This window comes from Rhizobium sp. ZK1 (assembly GCF_047782645.1).
GTDB lineage: Bacteria > Pseudomonadota > Alphaproteobacteria > Rhizobiales > Rhizobiaceae > Rhizobium.
This window is the reverse complement of record NZ_CP180587.1, coordinates 1,526,749-1,542,361: the sequence shown is the minus strand read 5'-3', so window position 1 is coordinate 1,542,361 and position 15,613 is coordinate 1,526,749. Positions and strand designations below refer to the sequence as shown.

Annotated in this window: 13 protein-coding genes; 8 read left to right on the top strand and 5 right to left on the bottom strand. The window is 60.6% G+C overall.

The features are described from left to right. Window positions 1-10: 10 nt before the first annotated feature. From glpD to glpK, 8 genes are all read left to right on the top strand, one after another. On the top strand, window positions 11-1,540 hold the full coding sequence (gene glpD, locus ACK9YZ_RS29685; protein WP_416067125.1) for a glycerol-3-phosphate dehydrogenase: 1,530 nt from the start codon (window positions 11-13) through the stop codon (window positions 1,538-1,540). A 42-nt stretch (window positions 1,541-1,582) separates the two neighbouring features. Next, window positions 1,583-2,659 carry an ABC transporter ATP-binding protein gene (locus tag ACK9YZ_RS29680; RefSeq protein WP_416067124.1) on the top strand — a complete coding sequence of 359 codons (1,077 nt, stop codon included), beginning with the start codon at window positions 1,583-1,585 and terminating at the stop codon, window positions 2,657-2,659. Window positions 2,660-2,668: 9 nt separating this feature from the next. Continuing rightward, window positions 2,669-3,739, top strand: coding sequence for an ABC transporter ATP-binding protein (locus tag ACK9YZ_RS29675; protein ID WP_416067123.1), 1,071 nt, complete (start codon window positions 2,669-2,671; stop codon window positions 3,737-3,739). Window positions 3,740-3,741: 2 nt separating this feature from the next. Next, window positions 3,742-4,608 (top strand): carbohydrate ABC transporter permease, encoded by an 867-nt coding sequence (locus ACK9YZ_RS29670; protein WP_216760132.1) that lies wholly within the window; start codon window positions 3,742-3,744, stop codon window positions 4,606-4,608. Window positions 4,609-4,622: 14 nt separating this feature from the next. Continuing rightward, a complete protein-coding gene (locus ACK9YZ_RS29665) occupies window positions 4,623-5,444 on the top strand; it encodes a carbohydrate ABC transporter permease (protein ID WP_216760133.1) in 822 nt (273 codons plus the stop codon). A 12-nt stretch (window positions 5,445-5,456) separates the two neighbouring features. Next, complete coding sequence (locus ACK9YZ_RS29660) at window positions 5,457-5,738, top strand: DUF2160 domain-containing protein (RefSeq protein WP_216760134.1); 282 nt, start codon at window positions 5,457-5,459, stop codon at window positions 5,736-5,738. A 79-nt stretch (window positions 5,739-5,817) separates the two neighbouring features. Continuing rightward, a complete protein-coding gene (locus ACK9YZ_RS29655) occupies window positions 5,818-7,548 on the top strand; it encodes an ABC transporter substrate-binding protein (protein WP_216760135.1) in 1,731 nt (576 codons plus the stop codon). 141 nt (window positions 7,549-7,689) lie between these two features. Beyond that, complete coding sequence (gene glpK, locus ACK9YZ_RS29650) at window positions 7,690-9,186, top strand: glycerol kinase GlpK (protein WP_416067122.1); 1,497 nt, start codon at window positions 7,690-7,692, stop codon at window positions 9,184-9,186. A 72-nt stretch (window positions 9,187-9,258) separates the two neighbouring features. Here glpK and ACK9YZ_RS29645 read toward each other — a convergent pair whose 3' ends face one another. From ACK9YZ_RS29645 to ACK9YZ_RS29625, 5 genes are all read right to left on the bottom strand, one after another. Continuing rightward, window positions 9,259-10,329: an ABC transporter ATP-binding protein gene (locus tag ACK9YZ_RS29645; protein ID WP_416067121.1), complete on the bottom strand. Its 1,071-nt coding sequence runs from the start codon at window positions 10,327-10,329 to the stop codon at window positions 9,259-9,261. 17 nt (window positions 10,330-10,346) lie between these two features. Beyond that, entirely contained in the window at window positions 10,347-11,867 is a 1,521-nt protein-coding gene (locus ACK9YZ_RS29640) for a DUF5060 domain-containing protein (RefSeq protein WP_416067120.1), read from the bottom strand. Between the two features lie 31 nt (window positions 11,868-11,898). Continuing rightward, window positions 11,899-12,783, bottom strand: a complete 885-nt coding sequence (locus tag ACK9YZ_RS29635) for a carbohydrate ABC transporter permease (protein ID WP_416067119.1) — start codon at window positions 12,781-12,783, stop codon at window positions 11,899-11,901. Next, window positions 12,780-13,679: a carbohydrate ABC transporter permease gene (locus ACK9YZ_RS29630; RefSeq protein WP_416067118.1), complete on the bottom strand. Its 900-nt coding sequence runs from the start codon at window positions 13,677-13,679 to the stop codon at window positions 12,780-12,782. The genes ACK9YZ_RS29635 and ACK9YZ_RS29630 overlap by 4 nt, the downstream gene beginning before the upstream one ends. Window positions 13,680-13,774: 95 nt before the next feature. Next, a complete protein-coding gene (locus ACK9YZ_RS29625; protein WP_416067117.1) occupies window positions 13,775-15,028 on the bottom strand; it encodes an extracellular solute-binding protein in 1,254 nt (417 codons plus the stop codon). Window positions 15,029-15,613 lie beyond the last annotated feature (585 nt).

Sequence of the window (15,613 nt, the reverse complement as noted above, 5' to 3'; positions counted from 1 at the left end):
GAGGGGGAACATGGGCCGAATCCACGATATTTTCGTCATTGGCGGCGGGATCAACGGCTGCGGCATTGCGCGTGATGCGGTTGGCCGTGGTTATACGGTCGCGCTTGCCGAGATGAACGATTTCGCCTCCGGTACCTCGTCGGGCGCCACCAAGCTCATCCATGGCGGGTTGCGGTATCTCGAACATTACGAGTTCCGTCTGGTGCGTGAATCCTTGATGGAACGCGAGATCCTCTGGGCCATGGCCCCGCATATCATCTGGCCGCTGCGCTTCGTGCTGCCCTACCACCGGGGGGGCATCCGGCCGGCCTGGATGATCCGGCTTGGCCTCTTCCTCTATGACCATTTGGGTGGCCGCAAGCTGTTGCCGCCGACGGCAGTGCTCGACATGCGCACCGATCCGGCCGCCAGACCGCTGAAGGCGCTCTTCACCAAAGCTTTCGAATATTCCGACGGCTGGGTCGACGATGCCCGCATGGTGGTGCTGAATGCCCGCGATGCCGCCGACAAGGGGGCGCTGATCATGCCGCGCACCAAGGTCGTGTCAGCCAGGCAAGAGAAGGGTGCCCAGGAAGGTGGCATCTGGACGATCGAGACGGTCAACACGGTGACGGGCACGAGCGAGCGGCATCAGGCCCGCATGCTGATCAATGCCGCCGGTCCCTGGGTCGATCATGTCATCCGCTCCGCATTCGGCCATAACGAGGCCCACCATGTGCGCCTCGTGCAGGGAAGCCACATCATCGTCAGGAAGAAGTTCGAGGACCCGCGCGCCTATTTCTTCCAGAACCCCGACAACCGCATCATCTTCGCCATCCCTTACGAGACCGACTTCACCCTGATCGGCACCACCGACCGTGACTACACCGCCGATCCGAAGGACGTGAAGATCTCCGAGGAGGAGACCATCTATCTCTGCAATGCGGCGTCGGAATATTTCAAGGAGCCGGTCAGACCCGAGGATATCGTCTGGACCTATTCGGCGGTGCGCCCGCTCTTCGACGACGGGGCCTCCAAGGCGCAGGAAGCCACACGTGACTACGTCTTGAAGGTCGAGGGCAAGGCGGGCGAGGCGCCGCTTCTCAACGTCTTCGGCGGCAAGCTCACCACCTACCGGCGTCTGTCGGAACATGCGCTTGAGAAGATCGGCGAGGCGATCGGCGTCAAGGGCAGGCCGTGGACGGCGGGCAGCCATCTGCCGGGCGGTGATTTCCCGGTGCAGGGTTATGAGGGCGAAGTTAGCAAGCTGAAGAGCCGCTATCCGTTCCTGACCGATGCCCATGCCCGCCGGCTCACCCGCCGCTATGGCACCAGGGCGATCGTCCTTCTCGGCAGCGCCCAGAGGATTGAGGACCTCGGCAGGCTCTTCGGTGCCGATCTCTATGAGGCCGAGGTCGAATATCTCGTCCAATATGAATGGGCCAGGCACGCGCAAGACGTGCTCTGGCGAAGAACAAAGGATGGCCTGCGTCTTTCGAAAGAGCAGGTGAGTTTACTGGAGGAGTACATGGCTGCCATGCCGGCGAAGATGGCCGGGTAAGGTGGCGTGTGGTCCCCGTTGTGAGGAGGCACGGGAATCGGAATGCTGGAGCTGCGAAACGCCGCCAAGATGGTGGGCGCGGACTATCATATCTATCCGACCGATCTGGTTCTCGAGCGTGGCACACTGAATGTCCTGCTCGGGCCGACCCTGTCGGGCAAGACATCGCTGATGCGTCTGATGGCGGGGCTTGACCGGCCGACCGAAGGCTCCGTGTATTTCGACGGCGCCGATGTCACCGGCATGCCGGTGCAGAAGCGCAACGTTGCCATGGTCTACCAGCAGTTCATCAACTATCCGGCACTGAGCGTCTATGAGAACATCGCCTCGCCGATGCGCATTTCCGGCAAGGATGGCGTCACGATCGACCGCGACGTGCGCAAGGCGGCTGAACTCCTGAAACTGACGCCGTATCTCGATCGCACGCCGCTCAATCTCTCCGGCGGCCAGCAGCAGCGCACCGCCCTTGCACGCGCCCTCGTCAAGAATGCCAGCCTCGTGCTGATGGATGAGCCGCTTGCCAATCTCGACTACAAGCTGCGCGAGGAATTGCGCGAGGAACTGCCGAAGATCTTTGCCCAGTCGGGGGCGATTTTCGTTTATGCCACGACCGAGCCTTCCGAGGCGCTGCTGCTCGGTGGCAATACCGCGACGCTGAACGCCGGCCAGGTCACGCAGTTCGGGCCCACGATCGAGGTCTATCGCCGGCCTGTCGATCTTGCCACCGCCGGCATCTTTGCCGATCCACCGCTGAACTCCATCGAGGTCACCAAGTCAGGTCACGTCTTTGTGCGCCCAGGCGGGGGCTCGCTTCCGGTTCCTTCACATCTCGCAATGGTGCCGGACGGACCTGTGACCATCGCCTTTCATCCGCACCATCTCGGTCTTGCGCCGCAGACCGGCGATGCGGCCCGCCTGCAGGCGCGCACGCTGGTCTCCGAAATCACCGGTTCGGAGAGCTTCGTCCATCTGGACTATGACGGCGTGCGCTGGGTGATGCTGGCGCATGGCATTCACGACATCGATCCGGACATGGACATCGAGGCCTTTCTCGACATGCGCCACCTGATGGCCTTCGGCACCGACGGGCGCGCCATCGCCACGGTCGCAAAGGTTTAGGAGAGCACAATGGCACGTATAACGCTCGACCATATCCGCCACGCCTACGGCGCCAATCCGAAGAGCGACAAGGATTATTCGCTGAAGGAGGTCGACCACGAGTGGAACGACGGCGGTGCCTATGCGCTGCTCGGCCCTTCTGGCTGCGGCAAGACCACGCTGCTCAACATCATCTCCGGTCTCCTGCAGCCGTCGCACGGACGCATCCTGTTCGACGGCAAGGATGTGACCGACCTTTCGACCCAAAGCCGTAACATCGCCCAGGTCTTCCAGTTTCCGGTCATCTACGACACGATGACGGTCTACGATAATCTCGCCTTTCCGCTGCGCAACCGCGGCGTAGCCGAAGCGGATGTCGACCGGCGCGTCCGCGATATTCTCGAGATGATCGACCTCGCCGGCTGGGCGCGACGCAAGGCGCAAGGACTGACGGCCGACCAGAAGCAGAAGATCTCGCTCGGGCGCGGGCTGGTGCGCAACGACGTCAATGCCATCCTGTTCGATGAGCCGCTGACCGTCATCGATCCGCATATGAAATGGGTGCTGCGCTCGCAGCTGAAACGGCTGCACAAGCAGTTCGGCTTCACCATGGTCTACGTCACCCACGATCAGACGGAGGCGCTGACCTTCGCCGATAAGGTCGTCGTCATGTATGACGGCCAGATCGTCCAGATCGGCACGCCGGCCGAACTCTTCGAGCGCCCAAGACACACCTTCGTCGGCTATTTCATCGGCTCGCCCGGCATGAATGTCATGCCGGCAAAGATCGACGGCAGCACCGTCAGGGTCGGCGGCGAGACGCTGACTCTCGATTATGCGCCGAAGACCGAGGGCGCGGCCAAGACCGAGCTCGGCATCCGGCCGGAATTCATCCGGCTCGGACGGGAAGGCATGCCTGTCTCGGTGAGCAAGGTCGAGGATATCGGCCGGCAGAAGATCGTGCGTGCTCGTTTTGCTGACCAGCCGATTGCAATCGTCGTGCCCGAGGACGGCGAAATCCCTGATGACGCCCGGGTCAGCTTTGATCCCGCGGCTATCAGCATTTACGCCGACAGCTGGCGCGTCGGCAGGGAGGCCTGACCATGCAGAAGACGTGGAACAACAAAGCCTGGTTTCTGGTCCTGCCGGTGCTGCTGCTCGTGGCGTTCTCGGCCGTCATCCCGCTGATGACCGTCGTCAACTATTCGGTTCAGGATACGTTCGGCAATAACGAGTTCTTCTGGGCCGGCACCGACTGGTTCGTCCAGACCCTGCATTCCGACCGGTTCTGGGACGCATTGCAGCGCAACCTGCTCTTCTCCTTCATCATCCTGGCGCTGCAAATTCCGCTCGGCATCTTCATCGCGCTCAACATGCCGAAATCCGGGCCGGGTGTTCCCGTCTGCCTCGTCTTGATGGCGCTGCCGCTGCTCATTCCGTGGAACGTCGTCGGCACGATCTGGCAGGTCTTCGGCCGTGTCGATATCGGCCTGCTCGGCCATACGCTGGAAGCGATCGGCCTCGACTACAATTATGTGCGCGACCCGGTCGATGCCTGGGTGACCATCATCATCATGGACGTCTGGCACTGGACGAGCCTCGTTGTGCTGCTCTGCTATGCCGGCCTCGTTTCGATCCCGGATGCCTATTATCAGGCCGCCAAGATCGATGGGGCCTCGCGCTGGTCCGTGTTCCGCTACATCCAGTTGCCGAAGATGAAGCGTGTGCTTTTGATCGCCGTGCTCTTACGTTTCATGGACAGTTTCATGATCTATACCGAACCCTTCGTCGTCACCGGCGGCGGTCCCGGCAACTCGACGACCTTCCTCTCCATCGATCTGGTGAAGATGGCGGTCGGCCAGTTCGATCTCGGCCCGGCGGCGGCCATGTCGATCATCTACTTCCTCATCGTCCTGCTGCTCTCCTGGGTGTTCTACACCGTGATGACCAGCGGCGACGCGAACGGTTGAAGGAGGGCACAGACATGACCAGCAAATACAAACCTGCCGGCAGCTTTTCCTGGCTCGTCCCGACCGTTTACATTATCTTCCTGATCCTGCCGATCTACTGGCTCGTCAATATGAGCTTCAAGGAGAATGCCGAGATCACCGGCGCCTTCTCGCTCTGGCCGACGAACCCGACGCTGCGCAACTATGCGGTCATCTTCACCGATCCGTCCTGGTACAACGGCTATATCAACTCAATCATCTACGTGGTGATGAACACGGTGATCTCGGTCGCCGCAGCATTGCCGGCTGCCTACGCCTTCTCGCGCTACCGCTTCCTCGGCGACAAGCACCTGTTCTTCTGGCTGCTTACCAACCGCATGGCGCCGCCGGCCGTCTTCGCGCTGCCCTTCTTCCAGCTTTATTCGGCTTTTGGGCTGATCGACACGCATATTGCTGTGGCGCTGGCGCACTGCCTCTTCAACGTGCCGCTGGCGGTCTGGATCCTCGAAGGTTTCATGTCGGGCGTGCCGAAGGAGATCGACGAGACCGCCTATATCGATGGCTATTCGTTCCCGCGCTTCTTCGTGAAGATCTTCATGCCGCTGATTGCAAGTGGTGTCGGCGTCGCTGCCTTCTTCTGCTTCATGTTCTCGTGGGTTGAGCTCTTGCTCGCCCGCACGCTGACGACGACGGCGGCAAAGCCGATCTCGGCGATCATGACGCGCACGGTTTCGGCGGCCGGCATGGACTGGGGCGTGCTGGCGGCAGCCGGCGTGCTGACCATCATTCCCGGCGCGCTCGTTATCTATTTCGTTCGCAACTATATCGCCAAGGGCTTTGCCCTGGGCCGCGTCTGAGGAGGATCGGACATGAGCTTTTCCTGGATGGCCTGGACGCTGCCGACGGCGCTCTTCTTCCTGACGATCCTTCTGCTGCTGATCGGCATGAGCGTCTGGGAATATTTTTCGCCGGGAGGCGCGCCGCGCGTTGGCTTGCTTCGTTTCGAGACGACGCGCGGCGACCGGCTGTTCATTTCGCTGCTTGGCGCAGCATTCATTCATCTTGCATGGCTGGGTCTGGGTGGACCCAACCTGTGGTGGGCTCTTGGCATCTCCGTGATCTACGCCATCGGTGTGTTCCGTTACGTGTGATGCCAAGGTGATACGGATGGCCGGGGGTACTGGCCGCCTGAGACGTGAGAACTGCAATCGCAAACCCTGGGAGGATATTATGCGACGGCATCTACTAACGACGACAGCAGGCATTTTGCTGGCTATGGCGGGCTCCGCTTATGCCGGCATGGATGAGGCGAAGACCTTCCTAGACAAGGAGATCGGCGACGTCTCGACACTGACGCGTGCCGACCAGGAAAAGGAAATGCAGTGGTTCATCGACGCTGCCAAGCCTTTCGCCGGCATGGACATCAAGGTGGTTTCGGAAACGATTACCACACACGAATATGAATCGAAGGTGCTGGCGCCTGCCTTCACCGCGATTACCGGCATCAAGATCACCCACGACCTGATTGGCGAGGGTGACGTCGTTGAAAAGCTGCAGACGCAGATGCAGTCGGGCGAGAATATCTATGACGCCTATATCAACGACTCGGACCTGATCGGCACCCATTGGCGCTATCAGCAGGCCCGCAGCCTGACCGACTGGATGGCCAACGAAGGCAAGGACGTCACCAATCCTGGCCTCGACATCGACGATTTCATCGGCAAGTCCTTCACCACGGCGCCGGACGGCAAGCTCTATCAGCTGCCCGACCAGCAGTTCGCAAACCTCTACTGGTTCCGCTACGATTGGTTCAACGACGAGAAGAACAAGGCGGACTTCAAGGCGAAGTACGGCTACGATCTCGGCGTGCCGGTCAACTGGTCGGCTTATGAGGACATTGCCGAGTTCTTCACCGGCCGCGATATCGACGGCAAGAAGGTCTACGGCCACATGGACTACGGCAAGAAGGACCCGTCGCTCGGCTGGCGCTTCACCGATGCTTGGCTCTCCATGGCCGGCAATGGCGACAAGGGTATCCCGAACGGCAAGCCCGTCGATGAGTGGGGCATCAAGGTCGATGAGAACTCCCGCCCGGTCGGCTCCTGCGTGGCCCGTGGCGGCGATACCAACGGCCCGGCAGCGGTCTATTCCATCCAGAAATATCTGGACTGGATGAAGGCCTATGCACCGGCCGCCGCTCAAGGCATGACCTTCTCCGAATCCGGCCCGGTCCCCTCGCAGGGCGAAGTCGCCCAGCAGATGTTCACCTACACGGCCTTCACCGCCGACTTCGTCAAGCCGGGCCTGCCGGTCGTCAATGCGGACGGCACGCCGAAATGGCGTTTCGCACCGAGCCCGCATGGCGTCTACTGGAAGGACGGCATGAAGCTCGGCTATCAGGATGCCGGCTCCTGGACGCTGATGAAGTCCACGCCTGATGATCGCGCCAAGGCGGCCTGGCTCTATGCCCAGTTCGTCACGTCAAAGACTGTCGATGTGAAGAAGAGCCACATGGGCCTGACTTTCATCCGCCAGTCGACGCTGGACCACAAGTCCTTCACCGATCGTGCGCCGAAGCTCGGTGGCCTGATCGAGTTCTACCGTTCGCCGGCCCGTCTGCAGTGGTCGCCGACCGGTACCAACGTTCCTGACTATCCGAAGCTCGCGCAACTCTGGTGGCAGGCGATCGGTGATGCCTCCTCCGGCGCAAAGACTGCGCAGGAAGCCATGGACTCGCTTTGCTCCGAGCAGGAAAAGGTGCTGCAGCGCCTCGAGCGCGCCAAGGTTCAGGGCGATATCGGCCCGAAACTCGCCGAGGAGCATGATCTCGCTTACTGGAACGCGGATGCGGTGAAGAAGGGCAACCTCGCTCCGCAGCTGAAGATCGAAAACGAGAAGGAAAAGCCCGTCACCGTCAACTATGACGAGCTCGTCAAGAGCTGGGCTGAAGCCAAGAAATAGGCTGTTTGACCGGGTCCAGGCCCGGCAGCCATCAGACCTTCCCGGCACGCCGCCGGGAAGGTCGACACCACTTCCAAGTACAAAACGAGGACAAGCCGTCGTTCCGACGGAACGATGGCTGCTGCGCAGGAAAGAGATGTCATGAGTGGCCATATCCTTGCCATCGACCAGGGTACGACATCGTCGCGGGCAATTCTCTTCGACCCTCAGATGCGGATCGCATCGTCGGCACAGACGGAGATCACCCAGTATTTCCCGCAGACCGGCTGGGTGGAGCATGATGCGGCCGAAATCTGGGACACGGTGCTTTCGACCGCGCGCGATGCGCTGGCAAGGAGCGGCGTGGCGCCCGGCGCAATTGCTGCTGTCGGTATCACCAACCAGCGCGAAACGGCCGTCGTCTGGGAAAAAGGCACCGGCCGGCCGCTCTGCAAGGCGATCGTCTGGCAGGACCGGCGCACGGCGGAAATGTGCGACCGGCTGAAAGTCGATGGCTACGAAAAGCTTTTTACCGCCAAGACCGGCCTGCTCCTCGATCCCTATTTTTCGGGCACGAAGCTGCGCTGGCTGCTCGACAATGTCGAAGGGCTGCGCACCCGGGCGGAGGCCGGAGAGGTCTGTTTCGGCACCATCGACAGCTGGATCATCTACAAGCTGACCGGCGGGCGGGCGCACGTCACCGACGCGACCAACGCCTCGCGAACCCTGCTCTACAATATCGCCGAGAATTGCTGGGACAACGAGCTTCTCGAGATCCTGCGTATTCCACGTGGCCTGCTGCCTGAAGTCAAGGACAGTGCCGACACCTTCGGTTTGGTCGATCCCGGCATCCTCGGCGCGGCCATTCCGATCCTTGGTGTTGCCGGCGACCAGCAGGCGGCAACGATCGGCAATGCCTGCTTCGAGCCGGGCATGGTGAAATCGACCTACGGCACCGGCTGTTTTGCGCTCCTGAACACCGGTGATGATATGGTGCGGTCGAAGAACCGGCTTTTGACCACCATTGCCTACCGCCTGAACGGCAAGACGACCTATGCGCTGGAGGGATCGATCTTCATCGCGGGGGCTGCAGTGCAATGGCTCCGCGACGGCCTCGGCATCATCGAAAATGCATCGGAAACCGGAGCATTGGCTGACAGAGCCGATCCGCAGCAAAGGGTCTATGTCGTGCCCGCCTTTACCGGGCTCGGCGCTCCCTATTGGGATCCGGAGGCACGCGGCGCGATCTTCGGCCTGACCCGCAACAGCGGCCCGGCGGAATTGGCGCGCGCTGTGCTGGAATCGGTTGCCTACCAGACACTCGACCTTCTGGTGGCGATGCGGAGCGATTGGGGCGACCATCCGATCGAAACCGTCCTTCGCGTCGATGGCGGCATGTCGGCCTCCGAATGGACCATGCAGCATCTCGCCAATATACTTTCGAGCCCCGTCGATCGGGCCGCAACGCTGGAGACGACGGCGCTTGGTGCGGCCTGGCTTGCAGGATCGCAGGCGGGTGTCTGGCCGGGTCAAAACGAGTTTGCCCGCGCCTGGGCGCGCGACCGCAGCTTTCAGCCTGACATGACGGAGATCGACCGGCAGGCGAGAATTGTCGGATGGCGCAATGCGATTGCGCGAACACTCAGTACTGTGACCTGACTGGAGCGGACCACTGTCTTGAAAAGAGCCGGGCGGCGTCAGGCCGCCCGGCCTGCCTGTCTATTTGGTCGTTCAGGCGTCGAGCCTGCTCTGCGTCTGTCGGTCGAAGAAATGCACCTTGGGGGTAGCAAAGGACAGCTTGACGCGTTGCTCCGGGGCGAGGTTCACGCGCTCGCGCACGAGCCAGGTCAGCTCCTTGCCCTCGACCTCAACGGCGACATGGGTTTCCGAGCCGGTCGGCTCGACAACTTTCACGATTGCCTCGACGCCTTCGTCTCCGCCGAGCGAAATGTCCTCAGGGCGGATGCCGAGCGTCAGCGGCTTGCCGGCGGAATTGGCCGGTGCCTGTGAGAGTTTCACACGAGCGCCGCCGGGAAGGGCGAGGCTCGGGCTACTGGAATTCTCAAGCGTGCCCTCCAGGAAATTCATTGCCGGTGAGCCGAGGAAGCCGGCGACGAAGATATTGCGCGGCCGGTCGTAGAGCTCGAGAGGGCTGCCGATCTGCTCCACCCTGCCACCCTGTAACACGACGATCTTGTCGGCCATGGTCATCGCCTCGATCTGGTCATGCGTGACATAGACGATCGTCGTCTTCAGACGTTGATGCAGGGCCTTGATCTCGGCCCGCATCTTGACGCGGAGTTTGGCGTCGAGGTTCGACAGCGGCTCGTCGAAGAGAAAGACTTTTGGGTCGCGAACAATGGCGCGGCCCATGGCGACACGCTGGCGCTGGCCGCCCGAAAGCTGCGCCGGTTTGCGCTCCAGCAGCGGCTGCAGGCCGAGGATGGCGGCAGCTTCGGAGACTTTCCTGTCGATCTCCGGCCGCTTGGTGCCGGCCAGCTCCAGCGCAAAGCCCATGTTCTGGGCGACCGTCATCTGCGGATAGAGCGCGTAGTTCTGAAAGACCATGGCGATATCACGATCCTTCGGCTGCAGATTATTGACGACGCGGCCGTCGATGCTGATCTTGCCGGCGCTGATCTCCTCGAGGCCGGCAATCATGCGTAACAGCGTTGACTTGCCGCAGCCCGACGGTCCGACAAGGATGACAAACTCGCCATCGGCGATCTCGACATCGATGCCGTGGATGATGTCGACCGAACCGAAGGATTTTTTGACTTTATTGATGCTTAACCCGGACATGGGGGCTCCTTCTATCCTTAGCGCTTTCTACGCACGCGCAGCGCTTGATGCGGCTTGCGGGGAAGCTTGACGCCGAAGGCCGCGTCCGGCTTGCCACCACGCACGATCGCGCCATGACGGGTGGGATGCGGGATGGGGGCTGCGACCTTTTCGGCCGGTGTGATCGTCATCTCCCAGGTGTCGATAATATCGACGTCGTAATCGGTGCCGTCGAGCGGCAGGCCTGATGACCAGATGACCGGCTGATGCTCGCCGAGATAGATCAGCCGGAAATCGCCGTCGCCGTCCCGCGCACCTGAGACGCGTGACCAGGGCCATTCGCCGAGAACGCCGAGCGGTTCCAGCCCGTGCCTGACGTCGGCCTCGAGCAGATCGCGCAGGAAGCCGATGCGCTTCCAGGCCTCGCCGCGCAGCTCGCCGCCCTTGGCCCACCAGATCAGGTCGTCCGGATGCGAATAGGTCTCGCCATGGCCGGCATAACCGCCGCGCGCCATGGTGATCCAGTAGCGATGCACCAGTTCCCGGGCCGAAAGATTGCCCCAGGACTGCACGATGTCGCCCTCATATTCCGGCTCGTCGTTGACGACCGGCTTGCCATAGGCGTTGCGCCATTCCTGCGTGCGCTTGACGTCGGGGTTCTGGATGCAGGTATGCGTCACCCAGGGTTTGCGATGGTCGAAATTTGCCGTCACGTCGCCATTATGGATCGAGCGGAGGTGCTGGTAGGGATCGTTTTCCTCCAGGATATGGAAGTAGCGGTCCCACTGCTCCATCGGCTTGGTATCGATCAGGAAGTCATATTCGTTGGCAAGCGACCACCAGACGTTCCGGTAGGCGGAAAGCCGCGCTGCAAGATAGGCGACATAGCGGAAATCCTGCTCGGCCGACATGTCGGCATAACCCCAGCGGTCATAGGGGTGGAAGATAATGATATCGGCCTCGATGCCGAGCGCGCAGAGGGCTGCCACCTGCCGGTCGAAATGCTGGAAGAGGGCAGGGTTCGGCCGGTCGAAATCTAGCCTGCCGTCGGCACCCGTTTCGAAGCAGGCGTGCAGGGGCTCGTTGGTATTATAGGGATAATCCTTCGGGAAGACGCCCATGCGGATCTTGTTGAAGCGGGTTTTCTTCAGCGTCTCCAGTGTCTGGTTCTGCATCTCCAGCGGCTGATGCGTCCAGGCATAACAGGTCGTGCCGAAGGAGAAGAAGGGCGTGCCGTCGGCATAACCGAAGTGGAACTTGTTGCGCACGCGCACCGGACCGTGATTGCCGGCGGAAGGGGCCGTTGCCGCAAACGAGCCCGTCTTGCCCTCGAGGGCAGCCGTCTTCGACCGTGTCCTGAAGGACCATTCACCCTCGGTATCGGGCATGAAGCGGATGCGGTAGATGCCGTTGCCGTCATAAAAGCCCGGCACGCGGACCTCGCGGCTCTTATGCGTGAACACGGCATCGAATGCCACGTCGAGATAGGGATTACCTTCGGACGGGCCGGCGAAACCCGCTTCGAACACGCCCCATTTTTCGACTGCTGCATCGGACATATGTCTCTCCTCGAAGAACAAGATTTCGGTATCAGCCCTTGACGGCCCCGGAGGTCAGTCCGGACACGAAGTAGCGCTGGAATATGAGATAGACGATCGTCGCCGGCAGGACGGTCATGACGATCGCGGCGTTGAGCTGGCCGTAATTGCTGGAAAACTGCCCCTGGAACGACATGAGGCCGAGCGGCAGCGTCCACATGTGCTGGTCCTGTAAAAGGACGAGTGCCATGGCGAATTCGTTCCAGGTTGAGACGAAGTCAAGGATCAGCAGGGCGGCGAGAACCGGCAAGCAGACCGGCAGGAAGATCCGCCGAAAGATGGTGACATGCGTCGCTCCGTCGATGAGGGCCGCTTCCGACAGTTCCTTCGGAATGCCCTTGAAGAAGCCGTGCAGGATGAAGACCTGGTAGGGGACGCCGAAGGCGATATAGGGCAGGATGACGCCCGGATAGGTATCGATCAGCCCGAAGGAATTCACCAGCGTGAAGAGCGGGGCCAGCATCACCTGGAAGGGGATCATCGTACCGAAGACGACGAGCAGCAGCAGGGCCTTACTGATCCTCAGCTTGATCTTGGCAAGCGCGTAAGCCGCCATCGCCGACAGCGCGAGGCCGAGCGGCACCTTGATCACGGTGATGATGACGCTGTTGAAGAAGGAGCTTGCGAAATTGCCGCGGCTCCAGGCGTCGACATAGTTCTGGACGGCGAGTTCGGTCGGCGGCATGAATGCGCCGGTGCTGGTGACCGCAGCCGGTGTCTTCAGCGAGGTGAAGACGATGAAGACGAAGGGTGCGACCCAGATCAGCGCGACAAGGATGAGCGCAATCCACAAGCCGATGAGGATGGGATCCCGCTTTAGGCGAAGGGGTTTGGTATCGATGTCGACATCATCGGCTTGCGCTCCGAGAACTGTCACGATTCGACCTCCTCATGCTTTTGCGTCCAGCGCAGATAAGGGATGACGATCGCCATGGTGATCAAAAGCAGCACCACGGAGATCGCAGCACCGCGGCCGAAATCGAAGATCTGCATCGCCTGGGTGAAAGCCCAAAGCGCCAGCATTTGGGTCGACTGGGCGGGTCCGCCGCCGGTCAGGCCGTAGACGATATCGAAGGCCTTCAGCGACGAGATGATCGAGAGCACCAGCACAATGGTGATGGTGGGGCGCAATGCCGGCAGGGTGACATGCTTAAACACGGCCCAGCGGCCGGCGCCATCGATGCGGGCGGCTTCGACCAGCGTCTGCGAGACGTTCTGGAGACCCGCCAGGAACAGCACCATAGAGAAGCCGACGGTCTGCCAGAGATAGGCGATGAAAACGGAATAGAGTGCAATGTCCTTGTTGCCGAGCCAGTCCTTGATCCAGGTCTGCATGCCCCATGACGTCAGCATCTGGCTGAATAGGCCGAAGAACGGGTCGTACATCCACTTCCACATGGTGGCGACGGCGATCGGCGCGATGATGACCGGCAGGTAAAAGATCGCCCGCAGCCCGTTGCGGCCGAAGATCTTCTGGTTGAGGCTGAGGGCCAGCAGAAGGCCGACCAGTGGCGGGAAGATCAGGCTCATCAGCGTCCAGATCACGGTGTTCTTGAAGGCGACCCAGAAGACCGGATCGCGCGTGAAGATCGCCGAATAATTCGCAAGGCCGACGAAGGGGCGTTGCGGATCGAGCCCGTTCCATTTCTGGAAGCTTATAATAACTACGTTCAGCATCGGGTAGAGCGCGAAGATCGCGTAGATGGCCAGAGCCGGGACGAGCAGGATGAAGGCCTGCACGCGCGGATCATGCGTTGTTTGGCGCAAAGACATTCTCACCTCCGGGGCAGGATATCCACCCTGCCGGTCTTGCGGATGCGGCGCCAGCCGACCGACAAGGTGTCGACCGGCCGGCGTCTCGGGAGGAGTTAGGTTCTGCCGGCGATAAAGGCCTGCATCTGCTTGGCTGCTGCTGCCGGCTCTATGCTGCCGGAGGCGACATCGTTGATGACGCGGAAATATTCCGTCGTCACATCAAGCGGGAAGGCCTGGTCGCCGTTCATGTAGATCTTGTCGTAGGTCTTGAAGACATCCAGCCACTCGGCTTCCAGAGGCTTCTGGTTGGTGTACTGGACATTCTTGTTGACCGAGATCGAGCTGATCTGCCCGACGAGATCCTGCTGCACCTTCGTCGACAGGAAATAGTCGACGAATTTCGCAGCCATATCAGGGTTCTTGGTCTTGGTGCTGATGTAGTTGTATTCGGCGAAACCGTAGAGGCGGTTGGTGTTGGTCGGGAAGGGGAAGATCCCGTAATCGTCGAGGTTTGCGCCGCTGCCCGAGAGCTGACCGACCAGCCAGTCACCTTCCAGCATCATCGCTGCGCGGCCGGCGGTGAAGAGACTATAGGATTGCTTGTTGTCGATGCCCATGAAGGGCTGCAGCGTATAGTCCTTCGTCCACCTGGCGAATTCGGCGAAACTGTCGGTGGCGCAGGGTTCCTTTGTCCAGTCGAGCTTCATCAGCTTCAGTTGGTCGTGCTTTTCCGCACCGCACTTGGTTTCCAGGATCACATCCATCAGGCGCATCACGTGCCAGTTGACCGTCCCGCCGAAGGTGAAGGCCGGTATGCCGGCTGCCTTCAGTTTTTCGGCCGCTGCCAGAAGCTCCTCATAGGTCTTCGGCTCCTCGGTGATGCCGGCCTGCTGGAAGAGCTTCTTGTTGTAATAGACGGCTTCGCCCTTGAAGGTGAAAGGCGTGCCGTGCTTGCCGCCCGGATAGAGGTCGGCAAAGGCCGCTGCCGACGGAAGCAGTTCGTCGTTCCATTTGTATTCGGTGTAGTACTTGTCGAGCGGCAGCGACAGGCCGGCCTTCACATATTCGCCGCCGAGGCCAAGGCCTGCCCAGCTGAAATAGATGTCCGGTCCGCGGTTGGAACCGGCAGCCACGCGCAGTGCCGTCTTATGCTCATCGACGGCGCGCTGGACGATCTCGATATGGGTTCCGGGGTTTGCCGCTTCGAAGTCGCTCGCCACCTTCTTCAGCGCCACGTTGGCGGCATTGTTGTCGAAGTTCAGCGTCCAGAGCGTGATGTCTTCGGCTTTGGCGGGGGTAACTGCGATGGCAGCGAGCGCGATGGCAGCCATGCATGAAGACTTCAATTTTGCAGAAAGCGTCAGCATTACGTCCTCCTCTTGTAAGCTGGAGCCTTTCTTGCAGGATGCTCATTGACATGTCAACTGGTATGATGAGGTAACCATAATTAGATCAATGTCAGTTCCCTTGCAGGCCAGGCGGCTGCGGTCGAGGAGAAACTGTTTGTTGGAACCCGAACATGAAGGAGCTGAGGGTCAAGATACTTAAAGTACAATGACCCTTCGCCTTTGCCTTCGATCCCAAGCGAAAAGTGTTCTCTCATGCGATGGAGCGAAAAGCAGAGTGAAGCCAGAAGTTCTTGTGAAAGCACCTAGTTGATGTAGGTGGCAGGAGGTAGCAAAGCCGAGCGGCCACGGAGAAGCTTCAGTCCACGGTCACGGGTACTCACCGCATCGGAGATAGGCGCCCATCACACATCAATCGATCTGTGTCAGTGATCAACGCGAATGGTAGAAGTCCTGAGTTTGGACTAAAGTGATCGTGTTCCCTTGAACGTTCGGCTCGGCTTACACAATCTCCGGAACCGAAGGCGCAGCGCTCTGGTTGGGAACTATAGAGCGGTTCAAGAAGCGAAGTGATCAGCATAGAATCCCGCAAACATGCCTGCATTC

Excerpts from the sequence above, each read along its gene's own strand:
- glpD (WP_416067125.1), top strand. The coding sequence starts at position 11 with ATGGGCCGAATCCACGATATTTTCGTCATTGGCGGCGGGATCAACGGC.
- ACK9YZ_RS29680 (WP_416067124.1), top strand. The coding sequence starts at position 1,583 with ATGCTGGAGCTGCGAAACGCCGCCAAGATGGTGGGCGCGGACTATCAT.
- ACK9YZ_RS29675 (WP_416067123.1), top strand. The coding sequence starts at position 2,669 with ATGGCACGTATAACGCTCGACCATATCCGCCACGCCTACGGCGCCAAT.
- ACK9YZ_RS29670 (WP_216760132.1), top strand. The coding sequence starts at position 3,742 with ATGCAGAAGACGTGGAACAACAAAGCCTGGTTTCTGGTCCTGCCGGTG.
- ACK9YZ_RS29665 (WP_216760133.1), top strand. The coding sequence starts at position 4,623 with ATGACCAGCAAATACAAACCTGCCGGCAGCTTTTCCTGGCTCGTCCCG.
- ACK9YZ_RS29660 (WP_216760134.1), top strand. The coding sequence starts at position 5,457 with ATGAGCTTTTCCTGGATGGCCTGGACGCTGCCGACGGCGCTCTTCTTC.
- ACK9YZ_RS29655 (WP_216760135.1), top strand. The coding sequence starts at position 5,818 with ATGCGACGGCATCTACTAACGACGACAGCAGGCATTTTGCTGGCTATG.
- glpK (WP_416067122.1), top strand. The coding sequence starts at position 7,690 with ATGAGTGGCCATATCCTTGCCATCGACCAGGGTACGACATCGTCGCGG.
- ACK9YZ_RS29645 (WP_416067121.1), bottom strand. The coding sequence starts at position 10,329 with ATGTCCGGGTTAAGCATCAATAAAGTCAAAAAATCCTTCGGTTCGGTC.
- ACK9YZ_RS29640 (WP_416067120.1), bottom strand. The coding sequence starts at position 11,867 with ATGTCCGATGCAGCAGTCGAAAAATGGGGCGTGTTCGAAGCGGGTTTC.
- ACK9YZ_RS29630 (WP_416067118.1), bottom strand. The coding sequence starts at position 13,679 with ATGTCTTTGCGCCAAACAACGCATGATCCGCGCGTGCAGGCCTTCATC.
- ACK9YZ_RS29625 (WP_416067117.1), bottom strand. The coding sequence starts at position 15,028 with ATGCTGACGCTTTCTGCAAAATTGAAGTCTTCATGCATGGCTGCCATC.